The sequence below is a fragment of the Ralstonia sp. RL genome, from assembly GCF_001683835.1.
GTDB classification, from domain to species: domain Bacteria; phylum Pseudomonadota; class Gammaproteobacteria; order Burkholderiales; family Burkholderiaceae; genus Ralstonia; species Ralstonia mannitolilytica.
The window spans coordinates 45,480-68,739 of record NZ_LWRX01000115.1 but is presented as its reverse complement, the minus strand read 5'-3'; the positions used below and the strand labels follow the sequence as shown (position 1 = coordinate 68,739).

The window sequence follows — 23,260 nt, the reverse complement described above, 5'->3', positions numbered from 1 at the left end:
GTTATGCGAAACGCTCGATCTGGCAGACCGTCGTTTTCGTTTCCTGCATCATCGTCACCGAGTCGTAGCCGTAGGTGGTGGCTGTGTTGACGGCCTCGCCGCGCACGATCGGGTGAGCGCCTTCCGGGTAATAGCCGAGCAGATCCTTGCCCTGCCACCAGCCCGAGAAGTGGAACGGGATGAAGGCGTGGTCCACGCCCACGCGCTCCGTCACCAGCGCGCGCACCTTGATCTGGGCGCCGGTCGGCGTCTTGACCCAGACGAAGTCGTTGTGGCGGATGCCCCGGTCGGCCGCGGCCTTCGGGTTGATCTCGACAAAGTTCTCCTGCTGCAGCTCAGCCAGCCACGGGTTCGAGCGCGTCTCTTCACCCCCGCCCTCGTATTCGACCAGACGGCCGGACGTGAGGATGATCGGGAATTTCTCGTAGACCTTGTTTTCGATATTGCGCTGCTGCACCGTCTTGTACAGCGTCGGCAGGCGCCAGAACGCCTTCTTGTCGTCGTGCGTCGGGTACTTGGCGACCATGTCGGGCCGCGTGGAATACAGCGGCTCCCGATGCTGCGGAATGCCGTCGGGGAAGTTCCACACGACGGCGCGCGCCTTGGCGTTGCCAAACGGATGGCAGCCGTGCTTCATCGCCACGCGCTGGATGCCGCCGGACAGATCGGTCTTCCAGTTCTTGCCTTCGGCGGCCTTCTTTTCGGCGTCGGTCAGGTCATCCCACCAGCCGAGTTTCTTGAGGAAGACGTGGTCGAATTCGGGGTAGCCCGTGGTGAGCTCGGCGCCCAGCGAGCACGAGCCGTCTTCGGCCAGGAGGTTGACGCCGTCGCGCTCCACGCCGAAGTTGGCGCGGAAGTTGCCGCCGCCGTCCATCACGTGCCTGCTGGTGTCGTACAGGTTGGGCGAGCCCGGATGCTTCAGTTCCGGCGTGCCGTAGCACGGCCACGGCAGGCCGAAGTAATCCCCGGTGAGGTCGTAGCCGGTTTGCGGATCCTTGCCGCCCTTGCAGCGCAGGGTGCGCACGTCAAACAGGTGCATGTTGCGCATGTGCGCCTTCAGGCGTTCCGGCGACTGACCGGTGTAGCCGATCGTCCAGTTGCCGCGATTGATCTCGCGCAGGATCGATTCGATCTCGGGCTCGCGCCATGTCATGCCGGCGCGCTTGTATTCGCTGATCTTGTAGTTCTTCGACAGCTCCTTGCCGAAACCCAGGCGGTCGGCAAACGCCTGCATGATGACGTGGTCGGGCTGCGACTCAAACAGCGGCTCGATGACCTTCTCGCGCCACTGCAGCGAGCGGTTCGACGCCGTGCATGAACCCGACGTTTCGAACTGCGTGGCAGCCGGCAACAGATAGACCGCGCGGTTCGGGTTCGGTGGCGTGCCGTCGGCCGAGGGCATGTTGGCCATCGCCGCCGTGGCCGACGGATACGGATCCACCACCACCAGCAAGTCCAGCTTGTCGAGCGCGCGCTTCATGTCCATGCCGCGCGTCTGCGAGTTGGGTGCATGGCCCCAATAGAAGACGGCGCGGACGTTGTTGTCCTGGTCGATCAGGTCGTTCTTCTCGAGCACTGCGTCGGCCCAGCGCGAGACCGTCGTGCCGGACTTTTCCATCATGGCCTGCGAGGCGAAGCGGCCCTTGATCCAGTCGTAATCGACGCCCCACACGGCCGCGAAGTGCTTCCACGCCCCGGCGGCCAGACCGTAGTAGCCCGGCAGCGAATCGGGGTTCGGGCCGACGTCGGTCGCGCCCTGCACGTTGTCGTGCCCGCGGAAGATGTTGGCCCCGCCGCCCGACTTGCCGATGTTGCCCAGCGCCAGCTGCACGATGCACGACGCACGCACGATGGCGTTGCCGATGGTGTGCTGCGTCTGGCCCATGCACCACACGAGTGTGCTCGGGCGGTTCATCGCCATCATCTCGGCGACCTTGTGCACCTGCGCCTCCGGCACGCCGCACACTTCCTCGACCTTGTCCGGCGTCCATTTGGCGAGCACTTCCTCGCGCACCTTGTCCATGCCGTAGACGCGGTCGTGGATGTACTGCTTGTCTTCCCAGCCGTTTTTGAAGATGTGGTACAGCACCCCGAACAGGAACGCGATGTCGGTGCCCGAACGGATGCGGACGTATTCATCGGACTTGGCCGCCGTGCGGGTGTAGCGCGGGTCGACCACGATGACCTTGCAGCCGTTCTCCTTGGCATGCAGCAGATGCAGCATCGACACCGGGTGCGCCTCGGCCGCGTTCGAGCCGATGTACAGCGCGCACTTGGCGTTCTGCATGTCGTTGTACGAATTGGTCATCGCGCCATAGCCCCACGTGTTGGCGACGCCCGCCACCGTGGTGCTGTGACAGATGCGCGCCTGGTGGTCGCAGTTGTTGGTGCCGAAGAACGACACCCACTTGCGCAGCAGGTACGCCTGCTCGTTGCTGTGCTTGGATGAGCCAACAAAGAAGAACGAATCCGGGCCGGTTTCCTCGCGGATGGTCTTCATCTTGGCGACGATCTCGTTGAGCGCCTGCTCCCAGCTGATGCGCTGGTAGCGGCCGTCAACGAGCTTCATCGGCGTCTTGAGGCGGTATTCGCCGTGGCCGTGTTCGCGCAGCGCGGCACCCTTGGCGCAGTGCGCGCCCATGTTGATCGGCGAATCGAACACCGGCTCCTGGCGCACCCACACACCGTTTTGCACGACGGCATCGACGGCGCACCCGACCGAGCAGTGCGAGCACACGGTACGGCGCACCACGATGTCCCCCTTGCCCTCGGCCGCCTGCGCCTCGCCCACCACCGACTTCTTCACGAGCGAAAGCTGCGTGGCGGCCAGCCCCGCGCCCACGCCAATGCCGGAGCGCTTGAGGAACGTGCGGCGGTCCATGGTCGGCAGCGCGCCGGCCAGGCTGCGGGCCAGGCTGCCCGTGAGCGAGGTTGTGCCCGAGCGGCGTGCCGGGGCGGCTTTGGTGTCCTGTACCGCCGGTTTGCGGGTCAGAAGCATGGGGTCACCTGAAGATGTGGGGTCTGCGACATGGAAACGGGCGCGCGAACGCGGCGCGTCAGATCCAGGTCGTCTTGTAGTACTTGCGGATGTGTTCGGTCAGACGGTAGCCCGTGGTGCCGTCGTCGGCGGGCTGGGCCGGCCGCGCGGAGCCGGCGCTGGCCTGCTGGGCCAGGTGACCTGCCGTGGCGGCCGTGCCGGCGGCCGCAGCAGCCACGGCGGCGCCCATCAGGAAGCGGCGGCGCGTAGGTGCGGAATCAAGGGAATCCGCTTGAGCATGGGCGTGAGGGACGGTTGGCATGTCGAAGCTCCCCGGCTTTGCCGGACCGATGACCGAATGTAATAGGAAATATCCGACACATTCTAGAAGTAACGGCACCAGAAAACCATGCTCAGTACCGCTCAACTCGGGATTTTCCTGACGATTTGCCGATGAATTTTTTCAATCGGCAAGCGTTGTCCCACCCCGCCGGGATGCTCACAGGGCGCAAGTCTTCGTGTTGTGCTTATTTTCTAGGCAACGATGCGGACCACGGTCACGCGAGTTCGAGCGCGAGCCGTTCCACATCAAAAAACGCTTTCGCCAAACCTGCGACATCGGCATAAAACCCCGCACGCGGATGCTGCAACACAGCATCGCACGCGGTGTCCACCCACGGTGCCAGATGACGCTGGAAGAAGGCGCGCTGCTCTTCAATGCGGCCGAGCTTCGCATCGTCCCCCGCGATCAGGTAACGCATGACCTCGCACAGCGTGGCAATGTGGTCTTCGGTCTCGGTGATGCCCTCGGCGCGCTCCAGGCCATAGCGGCGCAGGTCGTCGCGCAGCACCACGAGCGGCTTTTCGTTGAGAAAGCCGGCCTGGTAGTACGAGCCGTACAGAAAGACTTCGGGCTTGCCGACGCCGATGAAGAGGTCGGTGTACTCGTCGTCCGCCTGCGCGGCGCCAGTCTTGCCGGCACGCGTGACAAGGCGGCGCCAGGCCTGGCTCAGGGCGCTGCCGGCGGCGGCTTCGGCATCGGCCGGATCGGCGCTGCCGTCGTCCACCGGGTCCAGCGGCGCGGCGGCGATGCGCTGCAGCAAATCGGCATCGGGCGCGCGAAAGAACAGCGTCGCGAGCAAGCCGTACAGGTCGGCACGGGCCAGGTCCTCGGCGCTGTCGGGGGGCGTGGCGGCGAGCTGGAATTGCAGGGGCTGGGCGTCGGTCATGGAATCGGGAACGGAGTCTTCAATGCGTGGCGCCCGGGCGTTCGCCGCGCTCCATCATGTCGATCACGCGGCAGTCGCCGCACATCTTGAGGCGTTCGGCAGCCGCGCCCGAAAAGGCGGGATGCGCGCCGAGCTTGGCCAGCATGGTCGCCACCATCTGCGCGGTGCCGAACGGCTTGCTGCAGCGGATGCAGTGGAACGGCTGCGTCTCGTTCAGCGTGACGGCTTGGCGGGCCTGCGCGGTCAGGTTCAGGCGCGGCACCAGCGCGATGGCATCTTCGGGGCAGGTGGTCTCGCACAGGCCGCACTGAACGCAGTTGCGCTCGATCATGGCGAGCACCGGGCGCTCCGCGGTATCGCGCAACGCCTGCGAGGGGCATGCGCCCACGCACGCCATGCACAGCGTGCAGCTTTCCCGGTCGACGGTGACGGCGCCAAACGGCGCTCTGGCGGGAAGCGGGATGATCGCCTCGGTAGCCTTGGCGTGACGTGCCAGGTGGTCCAGCGCGAAGTCGAGCGTCTCGCGCTTGGCGGCGGCCACGGCGAAGGTGGCGGCCGGCATGTCGCGGCGGAAGCCTCGCAGCGGGCCCGACACGTCCGCGGCGTTCAGGCGCGCGTCGAGCGCGGCGGCATCGGTCACGTCGATCAGCACGACGGGCGACCCATCGGCCGGCTCGCCCAGCCCCTGCAGCACGGCTTGCGCCACGGCCACCTGTTCGGCCAGCATCGCCCGGTACTGCGGCGCGTCGTCCTCGGTGAGCAGGATGACGACGCGTGCGGCGCCGTAGGCCAGGGCCGTGAACCACAGCTCGAGCCCGGTCGACGCCGCATGGAAGACTTCGACCGGCAGCACGTTCACCGGCAGGCCCTGCGCCTTGCCGATGCGCGCGGCGCGCCCGACGTGTTGGACGAGCGCGCGGCCGCGCTCGCCGTTGTGGAGCAGAACCACGGCATCACGCCCACCTGCCGATGCATACGCATTCAGCAGCGTCTTGAGCTTGCGCCCCTGATACGGCGCGCTCGGGTAGGCATAGGTCATCGCGCCGGTCGGGCATGCCGTCGTACAGGCGCCGCAGCCCACGCACAGGTTGGGCGTGACCTGCACGCTGCCACGCCCGTCCTTCCACTGCGACGAGATGGCCGACGCTGAACACACCTGCACACACGCATCGCAGCCCACCTGCCCGTTGCGTCCGTGCGCGCAGATGGATTCCTTGTACTGGAAGAACTTCGGCTTCTCGAATTCACCCACCATCTGCAGCAGCGCCAACGAGGCGCTCAACTGCTTCCCGGCGTCCGCACCGGCATGGAAATAGCCTTGTGGCGGCTGGTGCTGCGTGAAGGCGGGTGCGTCGTTCAGATCGAAGACAAGGTCGAACTGGCCGGATAGCGTTTGCGGCGCCTGCGCACGGCCAAAGTCGATGGCCATTGCGTCACCGCACGCATTCACGCAGGCGCGGTGATCGCGGCAGCGGTCCAGGTCGATCTGGTAGAGCGCGTCGATGGCGTCTTCGGGGCATGCATCGATGCAGGCGTTGCAGCGCGTGCAGCGGTCGAGGTCGATCGGATTGCGGTTGCGCCATTGCACGTCGAACGCGCCCAGCCAGCCTTTGACCGCCACCAGTTCGCCAGCGTGGACCGGCCAGCGGCGTTCCATCGACACCGACAGCGGCCCGGCGGTGCGATCTCGGCCTGTGGCCAGCACCGTCACGCTCAACTGATCGGCCAGGCGTTCGGCCCACGGCATCACGCGCTCGGCCGGACCGACAATCAGCAGGTTGCCATCGGAGCGGTAGTCCACCACCGGCACCGGGTCCGGGGCGGGCAGACCCGCCACGGCCAGCAGTGCGGCCGTCTTTGCGTGAAAGCCGCGCCGGTCCCGCCTGGCGCCCGCCGACCAGCCGCCCGTCTCCCGCACATTGACGAAGCGGATCGGCGCGACCACGCCTTCCTGCTGCGCGGCCACTTCAGCAAACAGCGCCTGCTCTTGCGTGCACGCGACGATCACGTCCTCCGCGCTGCCGAGCGCCTGCGTGAAAGCGCCGATTTCGCGGCGGCACAGCAGGTGGTGTGTCTGGCCAGGCGCATCGATGGGCGTGTCGGCGGCGCGCAGGGCGTCGCTCACCGCCCCGGCATCGAGCGGCATGGTGTGATTGCAACTGCAGACCAGCGTAGGCATGGATGTGTGCGTGAACGCCCGCGTCTGCCGCGCGGGCTGTGGGGACATGGCCGGGCGGTGGCTGCCGCGCGGACCTCTTTCTTATTCTACGGACGGCGGCCTGGCCTCGCCATGCGGGGTTGCCTGGGCGGAGCCGTCCTGCGCCGGCGGCGCGGGCGATTGTGCGCGCGTTTCCTCCGTCACGGCTGGCGTTGCCTGGGATACCGGTTCCGCGGCCACCGGCGGCGGAACCTCCTCGTCCAGCGGATCGAACAGCCGCAGCTCTACGGTGTGGCGCAGTTCACGCAGCATGTCGGGCGGAATCGGGTCGGGCTGGGAGTAGTCGTCGATATACGTATCGAGCCCGTCCATCACGTTGAAATGCGGATCGGCGAAGAGCTTCTTCAGGGCGGCACGCTTGACGGCCTCGTCGACGCCGCGCGCGACGAATGGGGCAAAGTCGTCGGCGGGCGTGAGCTTGGCCGCGTCTTCCAGCGTGAGCGGCGGCGGTGCGTCGGGTGCCGGTTCAGCAGGCGCAGGCGCCGACTCTGGCTGCGGTGGACGCACGACCTCGGCACGCGGTGGTGCCTCTGGTTCGGGCGTGCCACGGCGCTGCGCGGCCTTGCGACGCGACCAGCGTGAAAGGAAGGATTCGTCGCTCACGGCAATGTCGCTCGATCAATACTTGGCGCGATCTTCCGGCCGCAGGAACGATTCCGGCCGGCGCCGTTTTTTCGGCTCGGGCCGGTAGTTCTCGGCCACGTAAGCCTCCAGCCACGCGAGCGCAGCGGCATCGAGCGGCGCGTTCTCGACCGTCTCGCCGCCGTCGAGCCAGCGGCCCGCCTCGTTGTAGCTGAGGGAGACGGTATGCGGAACCGCACGTCCTTCATCGGCCGTCCCGGCTTCGCCAAGGCGCCACAGCACAAACCAGCATGGAGCGGCCGACGTCACGTTCAGGTAGTAGCCCTCGGCCTCGTCGCGGAACAGCGTGACGGTAAAGCCAGGGGTCAGCCAGCGCTCTTCGGTCTCGGTGCGATCAAGGCAGCGCGGCTCGGTGCCGTATTCGCCAAGATCCGGCACCACGGCCTCGAGCCGCCACTGGAACGGCTGCCAGCGGTTGGCCGTAGGACGGCGGCACAGCACCACCGCGACCCGCACGGAGGGGCGCTCGGTCGAGGGCTCGCGCGGTTCCATGGCTTATGTGTTCTGCACGACGATCGACGGGAACTTGCTCGTCATGTCTTTCGCCTTCTCGGCCACGGCAATGGCGACGCGACGCGCGATCTGCTTGTACACGCCGGCGATCGCGCCGTCCGGGTCGGCCACCACGGTGGGCCGGCCCGAATCGGCCTGCTCGCGGATGGACAGATTCAACGGCAGGCTGCCCAGGAACGGCACGCCGTACTGCGCGCACATCTTCTCGCCGCCGCCGGCACCGAAAATGTGTTCGATGTGGCCGCAGTTCGGGCAGCAGTAGACCGCCATGTTCTCGACCACGCCAATGATGGGAATCCCCACCTTCTCGAACATCTTCAGGCCCTTCTTGGCGTCGAGCAGCGCGATGTCCTGCGGCGTGGTGACGATCACCGCGCCCGTCACGGGCACCTTCTGCGACAGCGTGAGCTGGATGTCGCCCGTGCCCGGCGGCATGTCGACGATGAGGTAATCGAGGTCGCGCCAGTTCGTCTGCTTGAGCAGTTGCTCCAGCGCCGAGGTCACCATCGGGCCGCGCCACACCATCGGGTTGTCCTGCTCGATCAGGAAACCGATCGAATTGGCCTGCAGGCCGTGGCCCTCCATCGGCTCCATCGTCTTGCCGTCGGCCGACTCCGGCTGGCCGTGGATGCCGAGCATCATCGGCTGGCTCGGGCCATAGATGTCGGCATCGAGAATGCCGACGCTGGCGCCTTCAGCGGCCAGTGCGAGCGCCAGGTTCACGGCGGTGGTCGACTTGCCCACGCCACCCTTGCCCGACGCCACGGCGATGATGTTCTTCACGTTCGGCAGCAGGTTCACACCGCGCTGCACCGCGTGCGCGACGATCTTCATCGAGACCTGCACGCTCACATTCTCGACACCTTGCACCTGGCGCAGCGCGCCGATCACCAGCTTGCGGATCGCATCGAACTGGCTCTTGGCCGGGTAGCCGAGTTCGACGTCGAGCGACACCTCGCCGCCATCGACCCGGATGTTGCGCACCGATTTCGACGACACCAGGTCGCGCTGGGTATTGGGATCGACCACGCCGCGCAAGGCTTCGGTGATCTGTTCGATGGTTACGCTCAACATTTGCTCCACGAATCTAATGCGAATGGGGGACGGTCCAACAGGGGCGTCACATGAACTTTGCAATGCACTCGCCACTCTACGTGCTGGTTTGCTATTGTATTTTGCCGGCGCAACATTCGTCCGATTCCCCCCAAAACCCTTCGGCACGCCGGCTATCGGCAGACTCAACAAGAACCGATCCCGTTACCTCGTAGGAGAAATCATGAAAGCCAAGCTTATTTCCGTTTCGCTCGTCGCCTTGCTGGCAGCGGGCTGCGCCACCGAGCAGCAGAACCAGACCGCCGTGGGCACGGGGGTCGGCGCGGCCGTGGGTGCCGGCATCGGTGCGCTGGTCGGCAATGGCCGTGGCGCGGCCATCGGCGGTGCGCTGGGCGCGGCAACCGGTGCGGCCGTGGGCTACAACTGGGGTGCGATCAAATCGAAGCTGGCCGGTGACACCGCTGGCACGGGCACGCAAATTTCCGAACAGCCCGACGGGTCGCTCAAGCTGAACATCCCGAGCCAGGTGTCGTTCGATACCGACAGCGCGGTGATCAAGCCCTCGTTCCGCGGCGCGCTGGATAGCGTGGCACAGACGCTCACGCAGCATCCGGAACTGGCTGCCACCGTGGTCGGCCACACCGACAGCACGGGCAACCCGAACTACAACATGACGCTGTCGCAAAAGCGCGCCCAGAGCGTGGCCAGCTACCTGACTGACCGCGGTGTCGCCCGCAACCGCCTGAACGCGGAAGGCCGCGGCCAGACGCAGCCCGTTGCAGACAACGCCACCGAGGCCGGCCGCGCACAAAACCGCCGCGTCGAAATTTATTTGAAACCAATCCAAGGGTGACCAGTCATAGAGAACGGGTGCCGCTTGCCACACGTTGCTGGCTCGCGATGCGTGGCTGACCTCCCGGGCGGCACCTGATTTCTCCTCCTTTTCCGTTGTGGAAAGCTGCGCCGGCTCAGACCGGCGCTTTTTTTTGGCTTGCGCAGAATGCGGCGTCCTGCCGCAGGTCCGGCGTGCAGATCGGCGGTATTCACCCGTGGCGGGCTCGCGCGGCCCGGGCGCGCTAAAATATGCGTTTCTCCGCGCGCCGCGCTCAGTTTGCGGCCCGCCTGCACTCTTCTGGCCTGCCCATGTCCGAACGTCGCATCCTCGTCACTTCCGCCCTGCCCTATGCCAACGGGCCGATCCACATCGGCCACCTCGTCGAGTACATCCAGACCGACATCTGGGTGCGCTTCCAGCGCATGCGCGGCCATGAGACCTACTACGTGGGCGCGGACGACACGCACGGCACGCCCGTCATGCTGCGCGCCGAGAAGGAAGGCCTGACCCCGCGCCAGCTGATCGAGCGCGTATGGGCGGAGCACAAGCGCGATTTCGACAACTTCCTGATCTCTTTCGACAACTACTACAGCACCGACTCGGACGAGAACAAGGCGTTGTCCGAACGCATCTACCTGCAGCTCAAGGAAAACGGCCTGATCGACGTGCGCGAGGTCGAGCAGTTCTACGACCCCGTCAAGGAGATGTTCCTGCCGGATCGCTTCATCAAGGGCGAGTGCCCCAAGTGCGGCGCGAAGGACCAATACGGTGATTCGTGTGAAGTCTGCGGCGCGACGTACCAGCCGACCGACCTGAAGAACCCGTATTCCGTGGTATCGGGCGCGACGCCGGTGCGCAAGTCGTCGGAACATTACTTCTTCAAGCTCTCCGACCCGCGCTGCGAGACGTTCCTGCGCGAATGGGTGGCCGACCTGGCCCAGCCGGAAGCGACCAACAAGATGCGCGAGTGGCTCGGCGACGATGGCGAAGCCAAGCTGTCGGACTGGGACATCTCGCGCGATGCCCCGTACTTCGGCTTCGAGATTCCCGGCGCGCCCGGCAAGTATTTCTACGTGTGGCTGGACGCACCGGTCGGCTACTACGCCAGTTTCAAGAACCTGTGCGGCAAGCTCGGCCTCGATTTCGAATCGTGGATCAACGAGCACTCCACCACCGAGCAATACCACTTCATCGGCAAGGACATCCTGTACTTCCACACGCTGTTCTGGCCGGCCATGCTCAAGTTCTCGGGCCACCGCACGCCGACCAACGTGTTCGCGCACGGCTTCCTGACCGTGGACGGTGCCAAGATGAGCAAGTCGCGCGGCACGTTCATCACCGCGCAGAGCTACATCGACACCGGCCTGAATCCGGAATGGCTGCGCTACTACTTTGCCGCCAAGCTGAACGCGACGATGGAAGACCTGGACCTGAACCTGGACGATTTCATCGCCCGGGTGAACAGCGATCTGGTCGGCAAGTTCGTCAACATCGCCAGCCGCTCGGCGGGCTTCCTCGTCAAGCGCTTCGAGGGCCGCGTGAGCGATGCCGCGCTGGGCCATCCGCTCATGGTGCAACTGCGCGAAGCCGCCCCGCAGATTGCCGATCTGTACGAAAAGCGCGAGTACAGCAAGGCGCTGCGTGCCGTGATGGAACTGGCCGACGCCGTCAACGCCTTCGTCGACACCGAAAAACCGTGGGATCTGGCCAAGGACGAAGCGAACCGCGAGAAGCTGCACGCCACGTGCTCCGTTGCGCTGGAAGCGTTCCGCCTGCTCGCGATCTACCTCAAGCCGGTCCTGCCGGCCACGGTCGCACGCATCGAAGCGTTCCTGAACATCGAGCCGCTGACCTGGCACGCGATTGACTCGCAGCTGTCGTCGGCCAAGCCGATCCAGCCGTATTCGCACCTGATGACGCGCGTGGACAAAAAGCAGGTAGATGCGCTGGTGGAGGCAAATCGTCAGTCCCTGCAGGCGACCGCCGATGCCCCGGCTGCTGCCACCAACGGTGCTGCCGCCATCGAGCCGATCGCCGAGACCATCACCATCGACGACTTCGCCAAGATCGACCTGCGTGTCGCCAAGATCGTCGCCTGCCAGCGCGTGGAAGGATCGAACAAGCTGCTGCAGCTGACGCTGGATGTGGGTGAAGGACAGACGCGGAATGTGTTTTCGGGCATCCAGTCGGCGTATGCGCCGGAAGATCTCGTGGGCAAGCTGACCGTGATGGTCGCCAACCTGGCACCGCGCAAGATGAAGTTCGGGATGTCGGAAGGGATGGTGTTGGCGGCTTCGGCTGCTGATGAGAAGGCTCAGCCTGGGCTTTATATTCTTGAGCCGCATTCTGGGGCGGTGCCGGGGATGCGGGTGCGTTGATTTGGTTTGATGGGGAGTTGGGCTTGGTGGTCCATCTCCCTTTCGTTCCCTGCCGGGACCGACTCACTTTTCTTTGTCTTGCCAAAGAAAAGTAAGCAAAAGAAAGGCGCGCCCGAGATGGCGACTTCCCCTTGGATTTGTGTCGCGGGAAGGGAGGGGAGGCAAACTCGCTGCGCTCAGACAGGCCTCCCCTCTTTATCCTTCCCGCAACAAAAATCCAAGGCGCCATCAAGGGCTCAACGTCAAAAGAAAAAAGGCCAACCCATCGCGCGGTTGGCCTTTGTCGTTTGGGCTGGCGCTCAGATGGTTCGGCTTTTGTCCTTTGACTTTCCTGCCCTAGATGGCGCCTTGAATTTCTGTTGCAGGGAGGAAAAAGGAAGGGAAACTGTCTGAGCGAAGCGAGTTTTTCCCTTCCCCTCCCTGCGACATAAATTCAAGGAGTCTTTCGCCATCTCGGGCGCGCATTTCTTTGCTTACTTTCTTTGGGCAAGACCAAAGAAAGTGAGTCAGCCCCGCCAGGGGATGAAACAAGGGATGCACCACAAAAAAACCAGAGCCAAAAACCCTACCCCCCATTCAACCGATCATCACTCCGCGAAGTCGTCGTAACACGCCCATCCACCCCAAAGTGCACATTGAAGAAAGCCCGTTCAGTCGCGCTTTCCATCCACCGATACCCCCAAACCTCTTCCTGCTTCAGCTTAAACACCTCCACCTTCCCCGGCTTGCCCAGCATCCGGCGAATGTCATCCTTGCTCTGCCCCACCTGGACGCGTCCAAAATTCTCGGCGGTCAACACCTGCTCGATCTTCTGCACGTGCCCGTCAGGCCCGATCGTCACCATCCACGTTGAAGTCCCTTCCGGACCGCGCGGATACTCCAGTTGCCGCGTGCCGCCTTCGTTCTCCCAGATCGTCTCGGGCTGGCCGGCGGTGGCCCTGACATCGTCCTCGGTGGATTGCCCGGCCACGATGCCTTTGAACAGCAGGTTGTCGGGCTTGGCCGATTGCCACGCGCGCTTGGCGGCATCGCCGACGCGATCCACTGCCTGGTCGACCTTCTGCTGATCGCAGCCGAACAACCCCAGCAATGAAGCCAGAATGCCCATGGTGACTCCCACTTGTGCGAGTTGACGAAGATGCGACATGGAACTCCTCGTTCGAAACCTGTACCCGTCGCCATTCTGGCAGCCGGGCTATCCGATTACCAACGCTTGTTGAACAGGACCGACGCACCGTTGATCGTGCCGCCGCGCGCCACGACCGACCACCGTCGCGAGAATTGCCACGTCAGTTTGACGATGGAGTCCGCTGTCGACAGGCTCTGCTCATAGCCCACGGTGATGCGCTCCGAAATTGCCTTGCCCAAGCTCACCACCTGCGGGTCGGTCAGGCCCGACGTGGATGGCCCGATCGAGAATTCGTCGAGCCCGAAGCGCCGCGCCACGTTCTTGCCGGCCACGTTGCCCAGCAGGCCGAGCGCCGCGCCGGACATGGCCTGCTGCTGGCCCAGGCCCGCGTTGGACGCGCTATAGCCGAACATCAGCCATGACAGTTTGTCTTCGTCCGGGACGTTGGGCTCGGAGACGAGCTTCACGCGCGGCTGGCGCACGGTGCCCGTCACCTGCACGCCGGCCTCGACCTCCTGGTTGCGCCGCATCGCGATGATGTTGAACGACGGGTTGTTGATCGGCCCGATGAAGTTCAGCACACCCTGCTCGATCGCGAGCTTGCGGCCGAACGCCTCGTACGTGCTGCCCTGTCGGACGAAGATCGTGCCCGTCCCGCGCAGCGGCACCAGCGGCTCGCTGTGCACGTGCATCTGTCCGCCGAGCGACAGGTCTGCGCCGGCGCCCTTGAAGCGGAAGTTGTCGCCAAAGTCGACGTCAACATCGACCACGGGGCTGAAGCGGCCGGCTGGCTTCTCCTCGCGCTTCACGCCGCGTTCGGCCTGGTTGCGGGCGGCATCGGCGCGCCGGACGATCACCACGTCATCGCCGAGGCTCGGTGCGCCGTCCTTGGGCAGGTCGAACAGGCCGCGGTCGACCTTGAACTTGCCGGTAATGGCCACGCGGTCATTGTCGTTGGTGATCCGCGCCTGGCCCGACAGCACCAGCGTGCGATCTGGATCGGCAAACAGCTGCAGCCTGTCGGCCACGATGGACCCCGCGAGGTTCGGGTTGGCCTCGCCCAGCTGCACGCGGCCCTGCGCGCGCACCGTGCCTTCGCCGCCGTGGAAGACCACGTCCTGCAGGTCGACCACGTTCTGGTCGAGCGCCACGCGCAGCACGCCGCCCGTCAGCCGGATGCCCTGGTCATACAAGGCCACCTCGACGTCCTGCCCGGTCAGGAAGCCGCTGACTTTGGGCGCGCCGACCGTGCCGGCAAAGGTCAGGCTGGCCGCGAGCTGGCCGTCGGTGGCCACGTCGGGCCCAAGCAGATCGCCGATGCCCTTCAGATGCGGCAGGCTGATCGTCAAGCCGCCGGACAGCGGCGACGTGGGCGCCATCAATGCCAGCGCGCCCGGCCCTCCGTCGCGCATGAGCCCCACGCCGGCATCGAGATAGAGGTTGCCGACACGCGTGGACTGCACGTTGCCGCGCACGGCGAGCCGCATGCCCTCGCCGCGCGCGTCGATGGTGGCCTCGGTCAAGCCCAGCGGCGTGAAGCCGCGTCCGGCGTTGATCGACAGATCGCCGCTGCGCCGGGCGATGTGCGCCGTACCGATCGCAGTGGCGCCGAGGTCGACGTCCCACTGTCCGTCGATGACGAGATCGCTGCGCACGGGCGGCGTCTGGCCCGTCCACGTGCGCGCGAGCTCGAGCACCCGTGCCACGTGTAGTCCATCGAAGCGGCCGGCGCTGCGCACGTGGCCCTGGACGGATTCGACGCGATCGATTCGGATGGGCGTCTGCTCCAGTGTCAGATCGGCGCGCCCGACCAGCAGGCGGCCGGGCCCGACGGAAACGCGCACCGGGGCAGTCAACTGGAGGTTGGGCGCGCCCTGCGCCGACAGCGTGGAGATCGTGCCGTCCCAGCCGTCGCCGTCCTTGCCGGGCGTCAGTGCGCCGTCGCCGGCGAGCGCGAACTTGAACGGCTGGTTGCGCACGTTGCCATCGGCATCGGCGTGGAAACGGTGCGCACGGCGCGTGCCGTCCAGCGTGGCGCGCACCTCGCGCAACGAAATGCTCGGCCCCGTGACGCGCTGTGCGGCGAGCTCAAACAGCAGCGGGCCGTCGATGCCGTCGCGGATCTGGGCGCGGCCTCTGGCAGCGTCGATCCGGTTGCCCTGATAGGCGAGCTGGCTCGCGCGGAACGTGGCATCCGCCTGCGGCCGCTTCAAGGTGCCCGACACATCGGCGGACAGGGCGAGCGAACCACTGACGCCGAACTGCAGCCGCGCCAGCTGCGGTGCATCGACATCCACGCGCAGGCGGTCCCCCGCGGCGCCGAAGCTGCCGTGCAGGCTCGCCTTGTTGCCGGCCACGTCGAGCCTTGCGTCGCTCGGCAGCAGGCGCATCGACTCGCCCGCTATGCGCACGTGGAGGTTGCCGTCGCCCGTCATCGGCAGCCCGGCGTAGTCGCTGTCGCGCACGGCAAACTTGATGGCCGCGTCAATGGGCTCGGCCAGCGTGCCGTGTGCGTCGAGGTCGGCGTTGATGCGGCCCTTGGCCACCTTGGCGAGCCGCGCCGGATCAAACTCCGCCAACTTGCCCTTGAAAGCGAACGACTGCGCGTCGTCGTGCCTGAGCGTGCCCGCCAGCGTCAGCCGCGAGCGGCCAAGCGAGACCTGCGCGTTCTCCACGGCCACTTGCGCGGCGTCCAGCACGGCCTTCGCTTGCGCACGCATGTCGCCGCCCGCCAGATCCAGCGCCACGTGCTGCGTGCCGCCCGCGAAATCGACGGTGATGGGGCCCGCGAGCCGGGTCTTCTCCAGCGACGTGTGCAGCGCCTGCAGATCGAGCTGGCGCACTTCCACCCGCAGCGCGCCGTGGCCCTTCTTCACGTCGGCGCCCCCGGTGAGCTGCGCGCCGCCCAACAGCCGTACGTCGAGGCCGGTGAGTTGCTGCGCGTCTTCGTTCAGGCGCACCTGCGCGCGCAGCGATTGCAGCGGAAGCTTCTGCTTGTCGAGCGTGCCGGCCTGGGCATTGTCGATCTGGATCGGGCCCGCCACGGTCAGCACCGGCGATTTCTCGTCGGGGCGCAGGTCGGCATGCACGGACAGCGAGGCCTGCGGCGCGCCGGGCGCAAACGCACGCGGGTTCACGTGGTCGGCCGACACGACGGCGCGCGACAACGGCAGCGCGGCAAACGGCGTGGCGTCGATCTGTGCCTGTGCGGTCATCTTGGCGCCGCTGCCCGTCGCATCGATGTGCAGCGCTTCCAACGACCCCGCCAACTGCGCCGACACCGATGCATCCTGCTTCTGCCCGCCAGCCTCGAACTGCGTCGCAAGCGTCGCCGCACCCGTCAACGGATACGGCCGAGTGCCCGTCACGCGAAGCGTCGCGGCCAGCTTGCCGGCAGGTGTCTGCATGCCGTCAAGCAGCACGTTGTGATGCGTGCCGTCGGAATGCAGGCTGCCGGCGATCGACTTCAGCTCGGTGGTGGACGTCCCCTGGCGGATGGCCAGGCGGTCCACGGCGAGCCGGTCCACGTCCAGCGCCAGCGGCACCACCAGCGAGTCGGGCGGCCCACTCGGCGGCGATGGCGGCGTCGGGTGCAGGATCACCTCGACATTGCCGGCGGTGAGGTAACCAAAGTGTGCATGCCAGGGGCCGCGCGTGATGGCCCACTTGCCTTCGACGTGGTCGATGCGCACCTCCGTGCTGCCCGCGCGCACGTGCACGTCGCGCAGCGACAGGCCCTCGCGCGCCGTGCCACCGACGAGCCTGCCCGACACATAGGCGTGACCGAAGCGCGTGACGAGCGACCACAGCTGCGCCGTCCCCGTCTGCGAATGCACCGCCCAGACCAGCCAGCCGGCCAGCGCCAGCACGATGAGGAGCACGAAGGCGACAAACCCACCCAGCCAGCGCCACAGGCGGCGGCGGTTACGCCTGGGCGGCGGCACTTCGGGCTGGGTCGATTCGGGCGTCTGCGATTCCACCATGCTCATGCTCAGAACGCGATGCCCAGCGACACGCTCGGCCGGAACTGTTTCTCCTGGATTCCGTAGCCCAGATCCAGCTGGATCGGGCCGACGGGGCTCTTCCAGCGCACGCCGACGCCGACGCCGTTGTACCAGCGGCGCTCCGGCCAGTTGTCGGTGGCGGTACCGGTATCCCAGAACACCGCGGCGCCCCATTCCGGCAGAAACCAGCGCTGGTACTCCAGCCCGCCCGTCACGAGGAACTTGGCGGGCAGCGTGCTGCCGTTGACGTTGTTGCCAATGCTCTGGAAATCGTAGCCGCGCACCGACTGCGTGCCGCCCGTGCGAAAGCGCAGCGTGGCCGGCACGCCGTCGCCAGGACCGCTGGTGATGACGGCCCCCAGCTCGGCCCGCGCGACCAGGATGTCGCGCTGCCCCACCGGCACGAACTGCCGGATGCGGCTGTACGAACGCACGAACGACTGGTCCGTCAGCACGCCCTTGACCGCCGCGCCGATCTGCGTGGTGATGATGTTGCCGCGCCGCGGGAACAGCGGGTCGTCCACGTCGCGGCGCGTCCACGAGAAACCGGGCACCAGGGCCTTGCTCAACTGGCGCTCGGCGCCGTCGGGGCGCAGGTCGTCGTAGTAGAAATCGACGGTGAACGACGTCTCGTAGATGCCGCGCACGCGTGTCTGCTTGAAGCCCGAGCGATAGCTGCGCGTATCGGTGCCGGAGGTGTCCGTGCGGTCCATGCTGGCGTAGACGCTGTTGACGTACTGCCTCTCGTCCGGCGGCAGGGTCACGCTGCCGAACAGGTACTGCCGGCGTTGCTCGATGCGCGCCTGGGTGTCGGCCACCCACGCCTTGTTGAACAGGTTCAGATACTGATACCGGCCTTCCACCGAGGCGCCCGTGTCGGTGCCGTAGCCGACGCCGCTGGTCAGGCGGTTGGGCGGGTACTCCCGCACCCGCACACGCACCGGGGCGTTCACGGGGTTCTTCGGATCGTCGCCCAGGTCCACGATGGCGTTCGCGAAGTATGGCTGGCCCTGGATGGCCGCCTGCAAGGACTGCAGGCGGTCTGCCGAGTAATCCTCGCCCACGCGCAACGGGTTCACGCGATCGATGATGCTGCGCGGATAGCGCGACAGGCCCTGTACGTCGAGCGGCCCGAGCGTGTAGGCCGGCCCGCTGTCGTACGCGACGGACAGGTCCGCCTTGCTTTCATCCGGGTCGATGCGCGCCTCGGACGCCGTCTGCCTGGCCGCGTAGTAACGTTTGCTCTGCAGCGCGGCGAGGCTGTCGTCCTTGGCCTTGTCCCACCCCGTCTGGCGGAAAGCCACGCCCGGCTGCAGGCCCCAGGCCTTCTTCAGCTCATCGATGCGCTTGGGTTCCTGCGTGATGGCCCCGGTAAAGTCGAGCGACACGCTGTCGACCGTGGTGCGCGGGCCAGGGTCGACCTTCACCTGCACGACGCGGTGCTCCGGCTGCCCTTCGATCTGTGCGGTGGCCTTCGGCACGAAATAGCCCTCGGTGGCCGTCAGCTTGGTGACCTGGTCGCCAATGGTTTCGACCATGTACTGGAGCTGGTCTTCGGTGATGTCCTTGCGGCCCTTGTAGCGCGACAGGTCCAGATGCCGCTCGAGCAACTCACGGATGCTCTTCGGGGCGTCGATCTTGACGTCGTACTCTGCGTGAACCGGCATACCGGCCAGACCCAGGACGCAGCCCGCCGCGAACGCAGCGGCTCGCGCATCCAGAAAGCGAAAACGTGGCGGTCGTGATGGTCGCGATGGTCGGTTGGAACCCTTCATCGTGGCAAACATGGCGCCGCCCCACGGGCCGGCCGGATCGAGGAAAGCCGTATTTGACCATACCGGGCGTGGCCGGTGCCCTGGTCAATGCGACGAAAACGTCCTTGCGGACAAATCCAGACCCCCTCCGCAGACGGCGTGCCCGCCGGCCAATACGGTAAAATGCGCGGTTATCCGCCCTGGCATGCCGTGGGCGGGCAAGGTCATCCAACATCACTTACCGCCATGTCCCTGTACAAGTCCGAGATCACCCAGTTCCTGGAAGAACTCAAGACCCAGAAGCCCGAGCTTGAAGCGCAGCAGCGCCAGGGCCGCGCCCTGCTGTGGGACAAAGACCCGATCGATCTGGAAGAACGTGCGCGCGCCAAGGCCGCCCGCGTGCCGCAAAAGCCGTACGTCTACTCGCTGGACTGATCCCGCCGCCGGCCCTCGAGCGGATCGCCGCATGACCACTTCTGCGCAGGACAAGCTGCCGCTGCCCGTCGAGCTGCCCACCGTAGCGCCCGAGCAGGACTCCACGCCCGCGCAGGTCGACGGCCTTGCCTTCGCACGGCTGTACGGCGAGCCGCTGTTCAAGCTCCCGCAGGATCTCTACATCCCGCCGGATGCGCTCGAGGTCTTCCTTGAAGCATTCGAAGGCCCGCTGGACCTGCTGCTGTACCTGATCCGGCGCCAGAACTTCAACGTGCTCGACATTCCGCTGGCGCAGGTCACGCGGCAGTACCTGGCGTACATCGAGCAGATCCGCGCAACCAACCTCGAGCTGGCCGCCGAGTACCTGCTGATGGCGGCCATGCTGATCGAGATCAAGTCGCGCATGCTGCTGCCGGTCAAGAAGACCGACGAAGGCACCGAGCCCGAAGACCCGCGCGCGGAGCTTGTGCGCCGTCTGCTCGAATACGAGCAGATGAAGCTGGCCGCGCAGAAGCTCGATGCCCTGCCGCAGCTGGGACGCGACTTCCTGCGCGCGCAGGTCTACATCGAACAGAGCCTCGCGCCGCGCTATCCCGACGTCAATACCGACGACCTGCGCGCTGCGTGGGCCGACGTGCTGCGCCGCGCGAAGCTCACGCAGCACCACAAGATCTCGCGCGAAGAGCTGTCCGTGCGCGAGCACATGAGCCAGATCCTGCGCCGCCTGCAGCACGCCCGGTTCATGGAATTCACCGAGCTGTTTGAAGAAGCGATCCAGTCCGGCAAGGGCGCGCCCATCGTGGTGGTCAACTTTGTCGCCATGCTGGAGCTCTCCCGCGAATCCCTGGTGGAAATCACCCAGGCTGAACCCTACGCACCCATTTACGTGCGCCTCGCCTACTCGCCGACCTGAACGTCGGCCCATAACCAGACCGCATGAAAGTCATCTCGTCCATCCAGGAACTGCGCGACCAGCTGCGCGGCCAGAACCGCGTCGCCTTCGTGCCGACCATGGGCAACCTGCATGAGGGCCATCTGAGCCTGATGCGACTGGCGCGCCAGCACGGCGACCCCGTCGTGGCGTCCATCTTCGTGAACCGCCTCCAGTTCGGCCCGAACGAAGACTTCGACAAATACCCGCGCACGCTGCAGGACGACATCGAAAAGCTGCAGAAGGAAGGCGTATACGTCCTGTTCGCGCCCACCGAGCGCGACATGTACCCCGAGCCGCAGGAATACCGCGTCGAGCCGCCGCATGATCTGGGCGACATCCTCGAAGGCGAGTTCCGCCCCGGCTTCTTCAAGGGCGTGTGCACGGTGGTGATGAAGCTGTTTTCGTGCGTGCAGCCGCGCGTGGCGGTGTTCGGCAAGAAGGATTACCAGCAGTTGATGATCGTGCGCCGCATGGCCAACCAGTTTGCGCTGCCGGTGGACATCATCCCGGCGGAAACGGTGCGCGCGGACGACGGCCTCGCGCTGTCGTCGCGCAACGCCTATCTGACCAACGAAGAGCGCGCCGAGGCGCCCGAGCTGTACCGCATGCTGCACCGGGTGCGCCAGGACGTCCTGGAGACCGTGCTGCAGGGCCAGGCGTCGCACGAAGAGGTGACCAACAAGGCGATGGAGTACCTGCGCGGCCGCGGCTGGCAGCCCGATTACGTGGCCGTGCGCCGCCGCTCCGACCTGCAGGTGCCGACGCCCGAGAACATCGCCGCCGGCGAGCCGCTGGTGGTGCTGACCGCCGCCAAGCTCGGCAAGACCCGCCTGATCGACAATCTCGAGATCTGAGCGAAGGCGGTCCACGAAAAAGCCCGGCAGTTGCAAGTTGCCGGGCTTTTTTCATGCTGCCACCGACGCGTTGGCGGGCGACGCCTCTACGGGCCGCGCGCCGAGCCAGGCCAGGATACCGCTCCACTGCTCCACATCTTTCGCCACGCGCGACGGCGCCACGTCCCACAGCGTGAGCCCGTGCGCGGCGAGTTGCACATAGTTCTGGGTATCGCGCAGGTAGCCCAGGATGGGCACGTCCAGGCCCTGCACGAAGCGCTGGAGTTGCTCGGCGGCACGCGTGCGCATGTCCACCCGCATGCCGACCACGCCCAGCTTGACCTCGCCGTGGCGGATCGGCTTTTCGTCGGCCAGCCTGCGCAGGAAGGACTGCGTGGCCAGGATGTCGAACATCGAAGGCTGCAGCGGCACGATCACGTAGCCTGACATCTTGACCAGGTCGCCCAGGCGCCAGCCATGCAGGCCAGCCGGCGTGTCCAGCACGACGTGCGTCGTACCTTTGGGTGGCTTGGCGATGTGGTCGGCATTGATTTCCCACGTGCGGATGGGCCGGGCGGTCTCTGGGCGCAATGCCAGCCATTCGCGGGAAGACTGCTGGCGGTCGGTGTCGCCCAGCATCACGGCGTGGCCCTGGGCCGCAAAATAGCCGGCCAGGTTGGTCGCCAACGTGGTCTTGCCCACCCCGCCCTTCGGATTCGCTACAACGGCCACCGGCATGCCTGCCTCCTTGTGCTCGTCGAACTCGTGTGCCGGGTCGATCACCCGGAAAATCTGCATCTCTGCGGATTATGGCTCAGCGGGTATGTGACGGCGGCGGAAAGGTCCCAAACAGCGCGGCGAGGTCGAGATGTGCCTCGCAGACGCCCGCCAGCCGCTCGATCGAGCCCTCCCGCAGGGCGGCGTAGTCCTGTGCCTGCGCATCACGCACGCCCGCCCAGGCCAGGAGCGCGCGACACGCCTCGGGCGCATCAAACAGCCCGTGCAGGTACGTGGCCAGAATCTGCCCATCGGCCGAGACCGCCCCGTCCAGTCTGCCGTCGTCGAGGCACACGGCGGGCCGCGCGAGTGCCGGGCCGTCGGTCACGCCCATGTGGATTTCATAGCCGGTGACGCCCGCCCCGCCCTCGGCCAATGTGCCGCGCACGTGGCGCAACTGCTTGGCGGCTTCGAGCGTGGTTTCGAAGTCGAGATAACCGAGGCCATCGCTGCTGCCGGGCGCGCCTTCGAGGCCTTGGGGGTCATGCAGGCGCCGGCCCAGCATCTGCATGCCGCCGCAGATGCCGATCAGCTTGCCGCCGTAGCGCAGGTGTCTCGCGATGGCCGGCTCCCAGCCGTTGGCGCGCAGCCACGCCAGATCGGCCTGCACGCTCTTGCTGCCGGGCAGGATGATGAGATCGGCCGGCGGAATCGGCTGCCCGGGGCCGACGAGGCGCACGTCCACCTGCGGATGCGCGCGCAGCGCATCGAAGTCGGTGTGATTCGACACGCGCGGCAGCACGGGGATCACCACGCGCAATGCGTCGGCCGCTGCCGCATGCTGCGCGGTCTGCACGGCGTCCTCGGCATCGAGGTGCAGACCGTGCAGATACGGCAGTACGCCAAACACCGGCTTGCCGGTCTGCGCGGTCAGCCAGTCCAGGCCGGGCGTGAGCAGCGAAACATCGCCGCGAAACCGGTTGATGACGAAACCGGCCACGCGCGCGCGTTCGCTGTCGGACAGACACGCGAGCGTGCCGAGCAGGTGCGCGAACACGCCGCCGCGGTCGATATCGGCGACCAGCACGACGGGGCAGTCGACGGCTTGCGCAAAGCCCATGTTGGCGATGTCGCGGTCCCGCAGGTTGATCTCGGCGGGGCTGCCGGCGCCTTCCGCGAGCACGAGCTCGTATTGCGCGCGCAGCCGTGCGTGCGATTCGAGCACGGCCGCCATGGCGGTGGGCTTGTAGGCGTGATACGCGCGGGCGTCGAGATCGCAGCGCGGCTGGCCGTGGATGATGATCTGCGCGCCGGTGTCGCTATTGGGCTTGAGCAGCACGGGGTTCATGTCGACCGTGGGGGCGACGCCGGCGGCCTGCGCCTGCAGCGCCTGTGCACGACCGATCTCCCCGCCGTCTGCGGTGACGGCACTGTTCAGCGCCATGTTCTGCGGCTTGAACGGCGCCACGCGCACACCCGCACGGCGCGCCACGCGGCACAGCCCCGCGACGAGCGTGCTCTTGCCGGCGTCCGACGTGGTGCCCTGGATCATCAGCGTGCCCCGCGGCGGCACAAGGAAAGGTGCTTTCGACATGCGCGGATTATCGCA

17 protein-coding genes are annotated in these 23,260 nt (G+C 66.4%); 5 read left to right on the top strand and 12 right to left on the bottom strand.

Translation table 11 applies throughout. The features are described 5' to 3' along the window. Position 1: 1 nt before the first annotated feature. The 7 genes from A6M56_RS10575 to apbC form a co-directional block, all read right to left on the bottom strand. Positions 2-2,998: a molybdopterin-dependent oxidoreductase gene (locus tag A6M56_RS10575; RefSeq protein WP_102080034.1), complete on the bottom strand. Its 2,997-nt coding sequence runs from the start codon at positions 2,996-2,998 to the stop codon at positions 2-4. A gap of 58 nt (positions 2,999-3,056) precedes the next feature. Continuing rightward, the gene (locus tag A6M56_RS10570) at positions 3,057-3,299 is read right to left on the bottom strand and encodes a twin-arginine translocation signal domain-containing protein (RefSeq protein WP_045787446.1); all 243 of its coding nucleotides are present in this window, start codon (positions 3,297-3,299) and stop codon (positions 3,057-3,059) included. A gap of 235 nt (positions 3,300-3,534) precedes the next feature. Then, the gene (locus A6M56_RS10565; protein ID WP_045787447.1) at positions 3,535-4,206 is read right to left on the bottom strand and encodes a TorD/DmsD family molecular chaperone; all 672 of its coding nucleotides are present in this window, start codon (positions 4,204-4,206) and stop codon (positions 3,535-3,537) included. A gap of 19 nt (positions 4,207-4,225) precedes the next feature. Then, complete coding sequence (locus A6M56_RS10560) at positions 4,226-6,385, bottom strand: 4Fe-4S binding protein (protein WP_102080035.1); 2,160 nt, start codon at positions 6,383-6,385, stop codon at positions 4,226-4,228. 81 nt (positions 6,386-6,466) lie between these two features. Next, complete coding sequence (locus A6M56_RS10555) at positions 6,467-7,027, bottom strand: DUF3306 domain-containing protein (RefSeq protein WP_102080036.1); 561 nt, start codon at positions 7,025-7,027, stop codon at positions 6,467-6,469. 15 nt (positions 7,028-7,042) lie between these two features. Next, a complete protein-coding gene (locus A6M56_RS10550) occupies positions 7,043-7,558 on the bottom strand; it encodes a DUF3305 domain-containing protein (protein ID WP_045787450.1) in 516 nt (171 codons plus the stop codon). Positions 7,559-7,561: 3 nt separating this feature from the next. Further along, a complete protein-coding gene (gene apbC / locus A6M56_RS10545) occupies positions 7,562-8,650 on the bottom strand; it encodes an iron-sulfur cluster carrier protein ApbC (RefSeq protein ID WP_102080273.1) in 1,089 nt (362 codons plus the stop codon). A gap of 205 nt (positions 8,651-8,855) precedes the next feature. Between apbC and A6M56_RS10540 the strand changes: the two genes are divergently transcribed. Together A6M56_RS10540 and metG are read left to right on the top strand one after the other, a co-directional pair. Next, positions 8,856-9,485 carry a YiaD family glycine zipper/OmpA-like lipoprotein gene (locus A6M56_RS10540; RefSeq protein WP_045787451.1) on the top strand — a complete coding sequence of 210 codons (630 nt, stop codon included), beginning with the start codon at positions 8,856-8,858 and terminating at the stop codon, positions 9,483-9,485. A gap of 290 nt (positions 9,486-9,775) precedes the next feature. After that, on the top strand, positions 9,776-11,845 hold the full coding sequence (gene metG, locus A6M56_RS10535) for a methionine--tRNA ligase (RefSeq protein WP_102080274.1): 2,070 nt from the start codon (positions 9,776-9,778) through the stop codon (positions 11,843-11,845). A 565-nt stretch (positions 11,846-12,410) separates the two neighbouring features. On the opposite strand, the gene A6M56_RS10530 is transcribed toward metG, so the two are convergent. The 3 genes from A6M56_RS10530 to A6M56_RS10520 form a co-directional block, all read right to left on the bottom strand. Continuing rightward, complete coding sequence (locus tag A6M56_RS10530) at positions 12,411-12,953, bottom strand: hypothetical protein (RefSeq protein WP_045787919.1); 543 nt, start codon at positions 12,951-12,953, stop codon at positions 12,411-12,413. A 95-nt stretch (positions 12,954-13,048) separates the two neighbouring features. Then, a complete protein-coding gene (locus A6M56_RS10525) occupies positions 13,049-16,954 on the bottom strand; it encodes a translocation/assembly module TamB domain-containing protein (protein ID WP_180964258.1) in 3,906 nt (1,301 codons plus the stop codon). A gap of 11 nt (positions 16,955-16,965) precedes the next feature. Continuing rightward, entirely contained in the window at positions 16,966-18,753 is a 1,788-nt protein-coding gene (locus tag A6M56_RS10520) for an autotransporter assembly complex protein TamA (RefSeq protein ID WP_102080275.1), read from the bottom strand. Positions 18,754-18,978: 225 nt separating this feature from the next. Between A6M56_RS10520 and A6M56_RS10515 the strand changes: the two genes are divergently transcribed. Genes A6M56_RS10515 through panC form a run of 3 tightly spaced genes read left to right on the top strand, consistent with a single transcriptional unit; the run spans position 18,979 to position 20,955 of the window. After that, positions 18,979-19,167 (top strand): DUF3460 family protein, encoded by a 189-nt coding sequence (locus A6M56_RS10515; RefSeq protein ID WP_045787452.1) that lies wholly within the window; start codon positions 18,979-18,981, stop codon positions 19,165-19,167. A 31-nt stretch (positions 19,168-19,198) separates the two neighbouring features. After that, the gene (locus A6M56_RS10510) at positions 19,199-20,080 is read left to right on the top strand and encodes a segregation and condensation protein A (RefSeq protein ID WP_045787453.1); all 882 of its coding nucleotides are present in this window, start codon (positions 19,199-19,201) and stop codon (positions 20,078-20,080) included. 23 nt (positions 20,081-20,103) lie between these two features. Then, positions 20,104-20,955: a pantoate--beta-alanine ligase gene (panC, locus tag A6M56_RS10505; RefSeq protein ID WP_045787454.1), complete on the top strand. Its 852-nt coding sequence runs from the start codon at positions 20,104-20,106 to the stop codon at positions 20,953-20,955. A gap of 51 nt (positions 20,956-21,006) precedes the next feature. Here the strand turns inward: panC and A6M56_RS10500 are convergent, their stop codons facing one another. Further along, positions 21,007-21,672, bottom strand: a complete 666-nt coding sequence (locus tag A6M56_RS10500; RefSeq protein ID WP_045787922.1) for a ParA family protein — start codon at positions 21,670-21,672, stop codon at positions 21,007-21,009. Between the two features lie 76 nt (positions 21,673-21,748). Further along, positions 21,749-23,245 (bottom strand): cobyric acid synthase, encoded by a 1,497-nt coding sequence (locus A6M56_RS10495; protein WP_102080038.1) that lies wholly within the window; start codon positions 23,243-23,245, stop codon positions 21,749-21,751. Between the last annotated feature and the right edge of the window lie 15 nt (positions 23,246-23,260).

What these genes read in the sequence shown, in the direction of transcription:
- A6M56_RS10575 (WP_102080034.1), bottom strand. Translation starts at nt 2,998, where the DNA reads ATGCTTCTGACCCGCAAACCGGCGGTACAGGACACCAAAGCCGCCCCG.
- A6M56_RS10570 (WP_045787446.1), bottom strand. Translation starts at nt 3,299, where the DNA reads ATGCCAACCGTCCCTCACGCCCATGCTCAAGCGGATTCCCTTGATTCC.
- A6M56_RS10565 (WP_045787447.1), bottom strand. Translation starts at nt 4,206, where the DNA reads ATGACCGACGCCCAGCCCCTGCAATTCCAGCTCGCCGCCACGCCCCCC.
- A6M56_RS10560 (WP_102080035.1), bottom strand. Translation starts at nt 6,385, where the DNA reads ATGCCTACGCTGGTCTGCAGTTGCAATCACACCATGCCGCTCGATGCC.
- A6M56_RS10550 (WP_045787450.1), bottom strand. Translation starts at nt 7,558, where the DNA reads ATGGAACCGCGCGAGCCCTCGACCGAGCGCCCCTCCGTGCGGGTCGCG.
- A6M56_RS10540 (WP_045787451.1), top strand. Translation starts at nt 8,856, where the DNA reads ATGAAAGCCAAGCTTATTTCCGTTTCGCTCGTCGCCTTGCTGGCAGCG.
- metG (WP_102080274.1), top strand. Translation starts at nt 9,776, where the DNA reads ATGTCCGAACGTCGCATCCTCGTCACTTCCGCCCTGCCCTATGCCAAC.
- A6M56_RS10530 (WP_045787919.1), bottom strand. Translation starts at nt 12,953, where the DNA reads ATGGGCATTCTGGCTTCATTGCTGGGGTTGTTCGGCTGCGATCAGCAG.
- A6M56_RS10520 (WP_102080275.1), bottom strand. Translation starts at nt 18,753, where the DNA reads ATGAAGGGTTCCAACCGACCATCGCGACCATCACGACCGCCACGTTTT.
- A6M56_RS10515 (WP_045787452.1), top strand. Translation starts at nt 18,979, where the DNA reads ATGTCCCTGTACAAGTCCGAGATCACCCAGTTCCTGGAAGAACTCAAG.
- A6M56_RS10510 (WP_045787453.1), top strand. Translation starts at nt 19,199, where the DNA reads ATGACCACTTCTGCGCAGGACAAGCTGCCGCTGCCCGTCGAGCTGCCC.
- panC (WP_045787454.1), top strand. Translation starts at nt 20,104, where the DNA reads ATGAAAGTCATCTCGTCCATCCAGGAACTGCGCGACCAGCTGCGCGGC.
- A6M56_RS10500 (WP_045787922.1), bottom strand. Translation starts at nt 21,672, where the DNA reads ATGCCGGTGGCCGTTGTAGCGAATCCGAAGGGCGGGGTGGGCAAGACC.
- A6M56_RS10495 (WP_102080038.1), bottom strand. Translation starts at nt 23,245, where the DNA reads ATGTCGAAAGCACCTTTCCTTGTGCCGCCGCGGGGCACGCTGATGATC.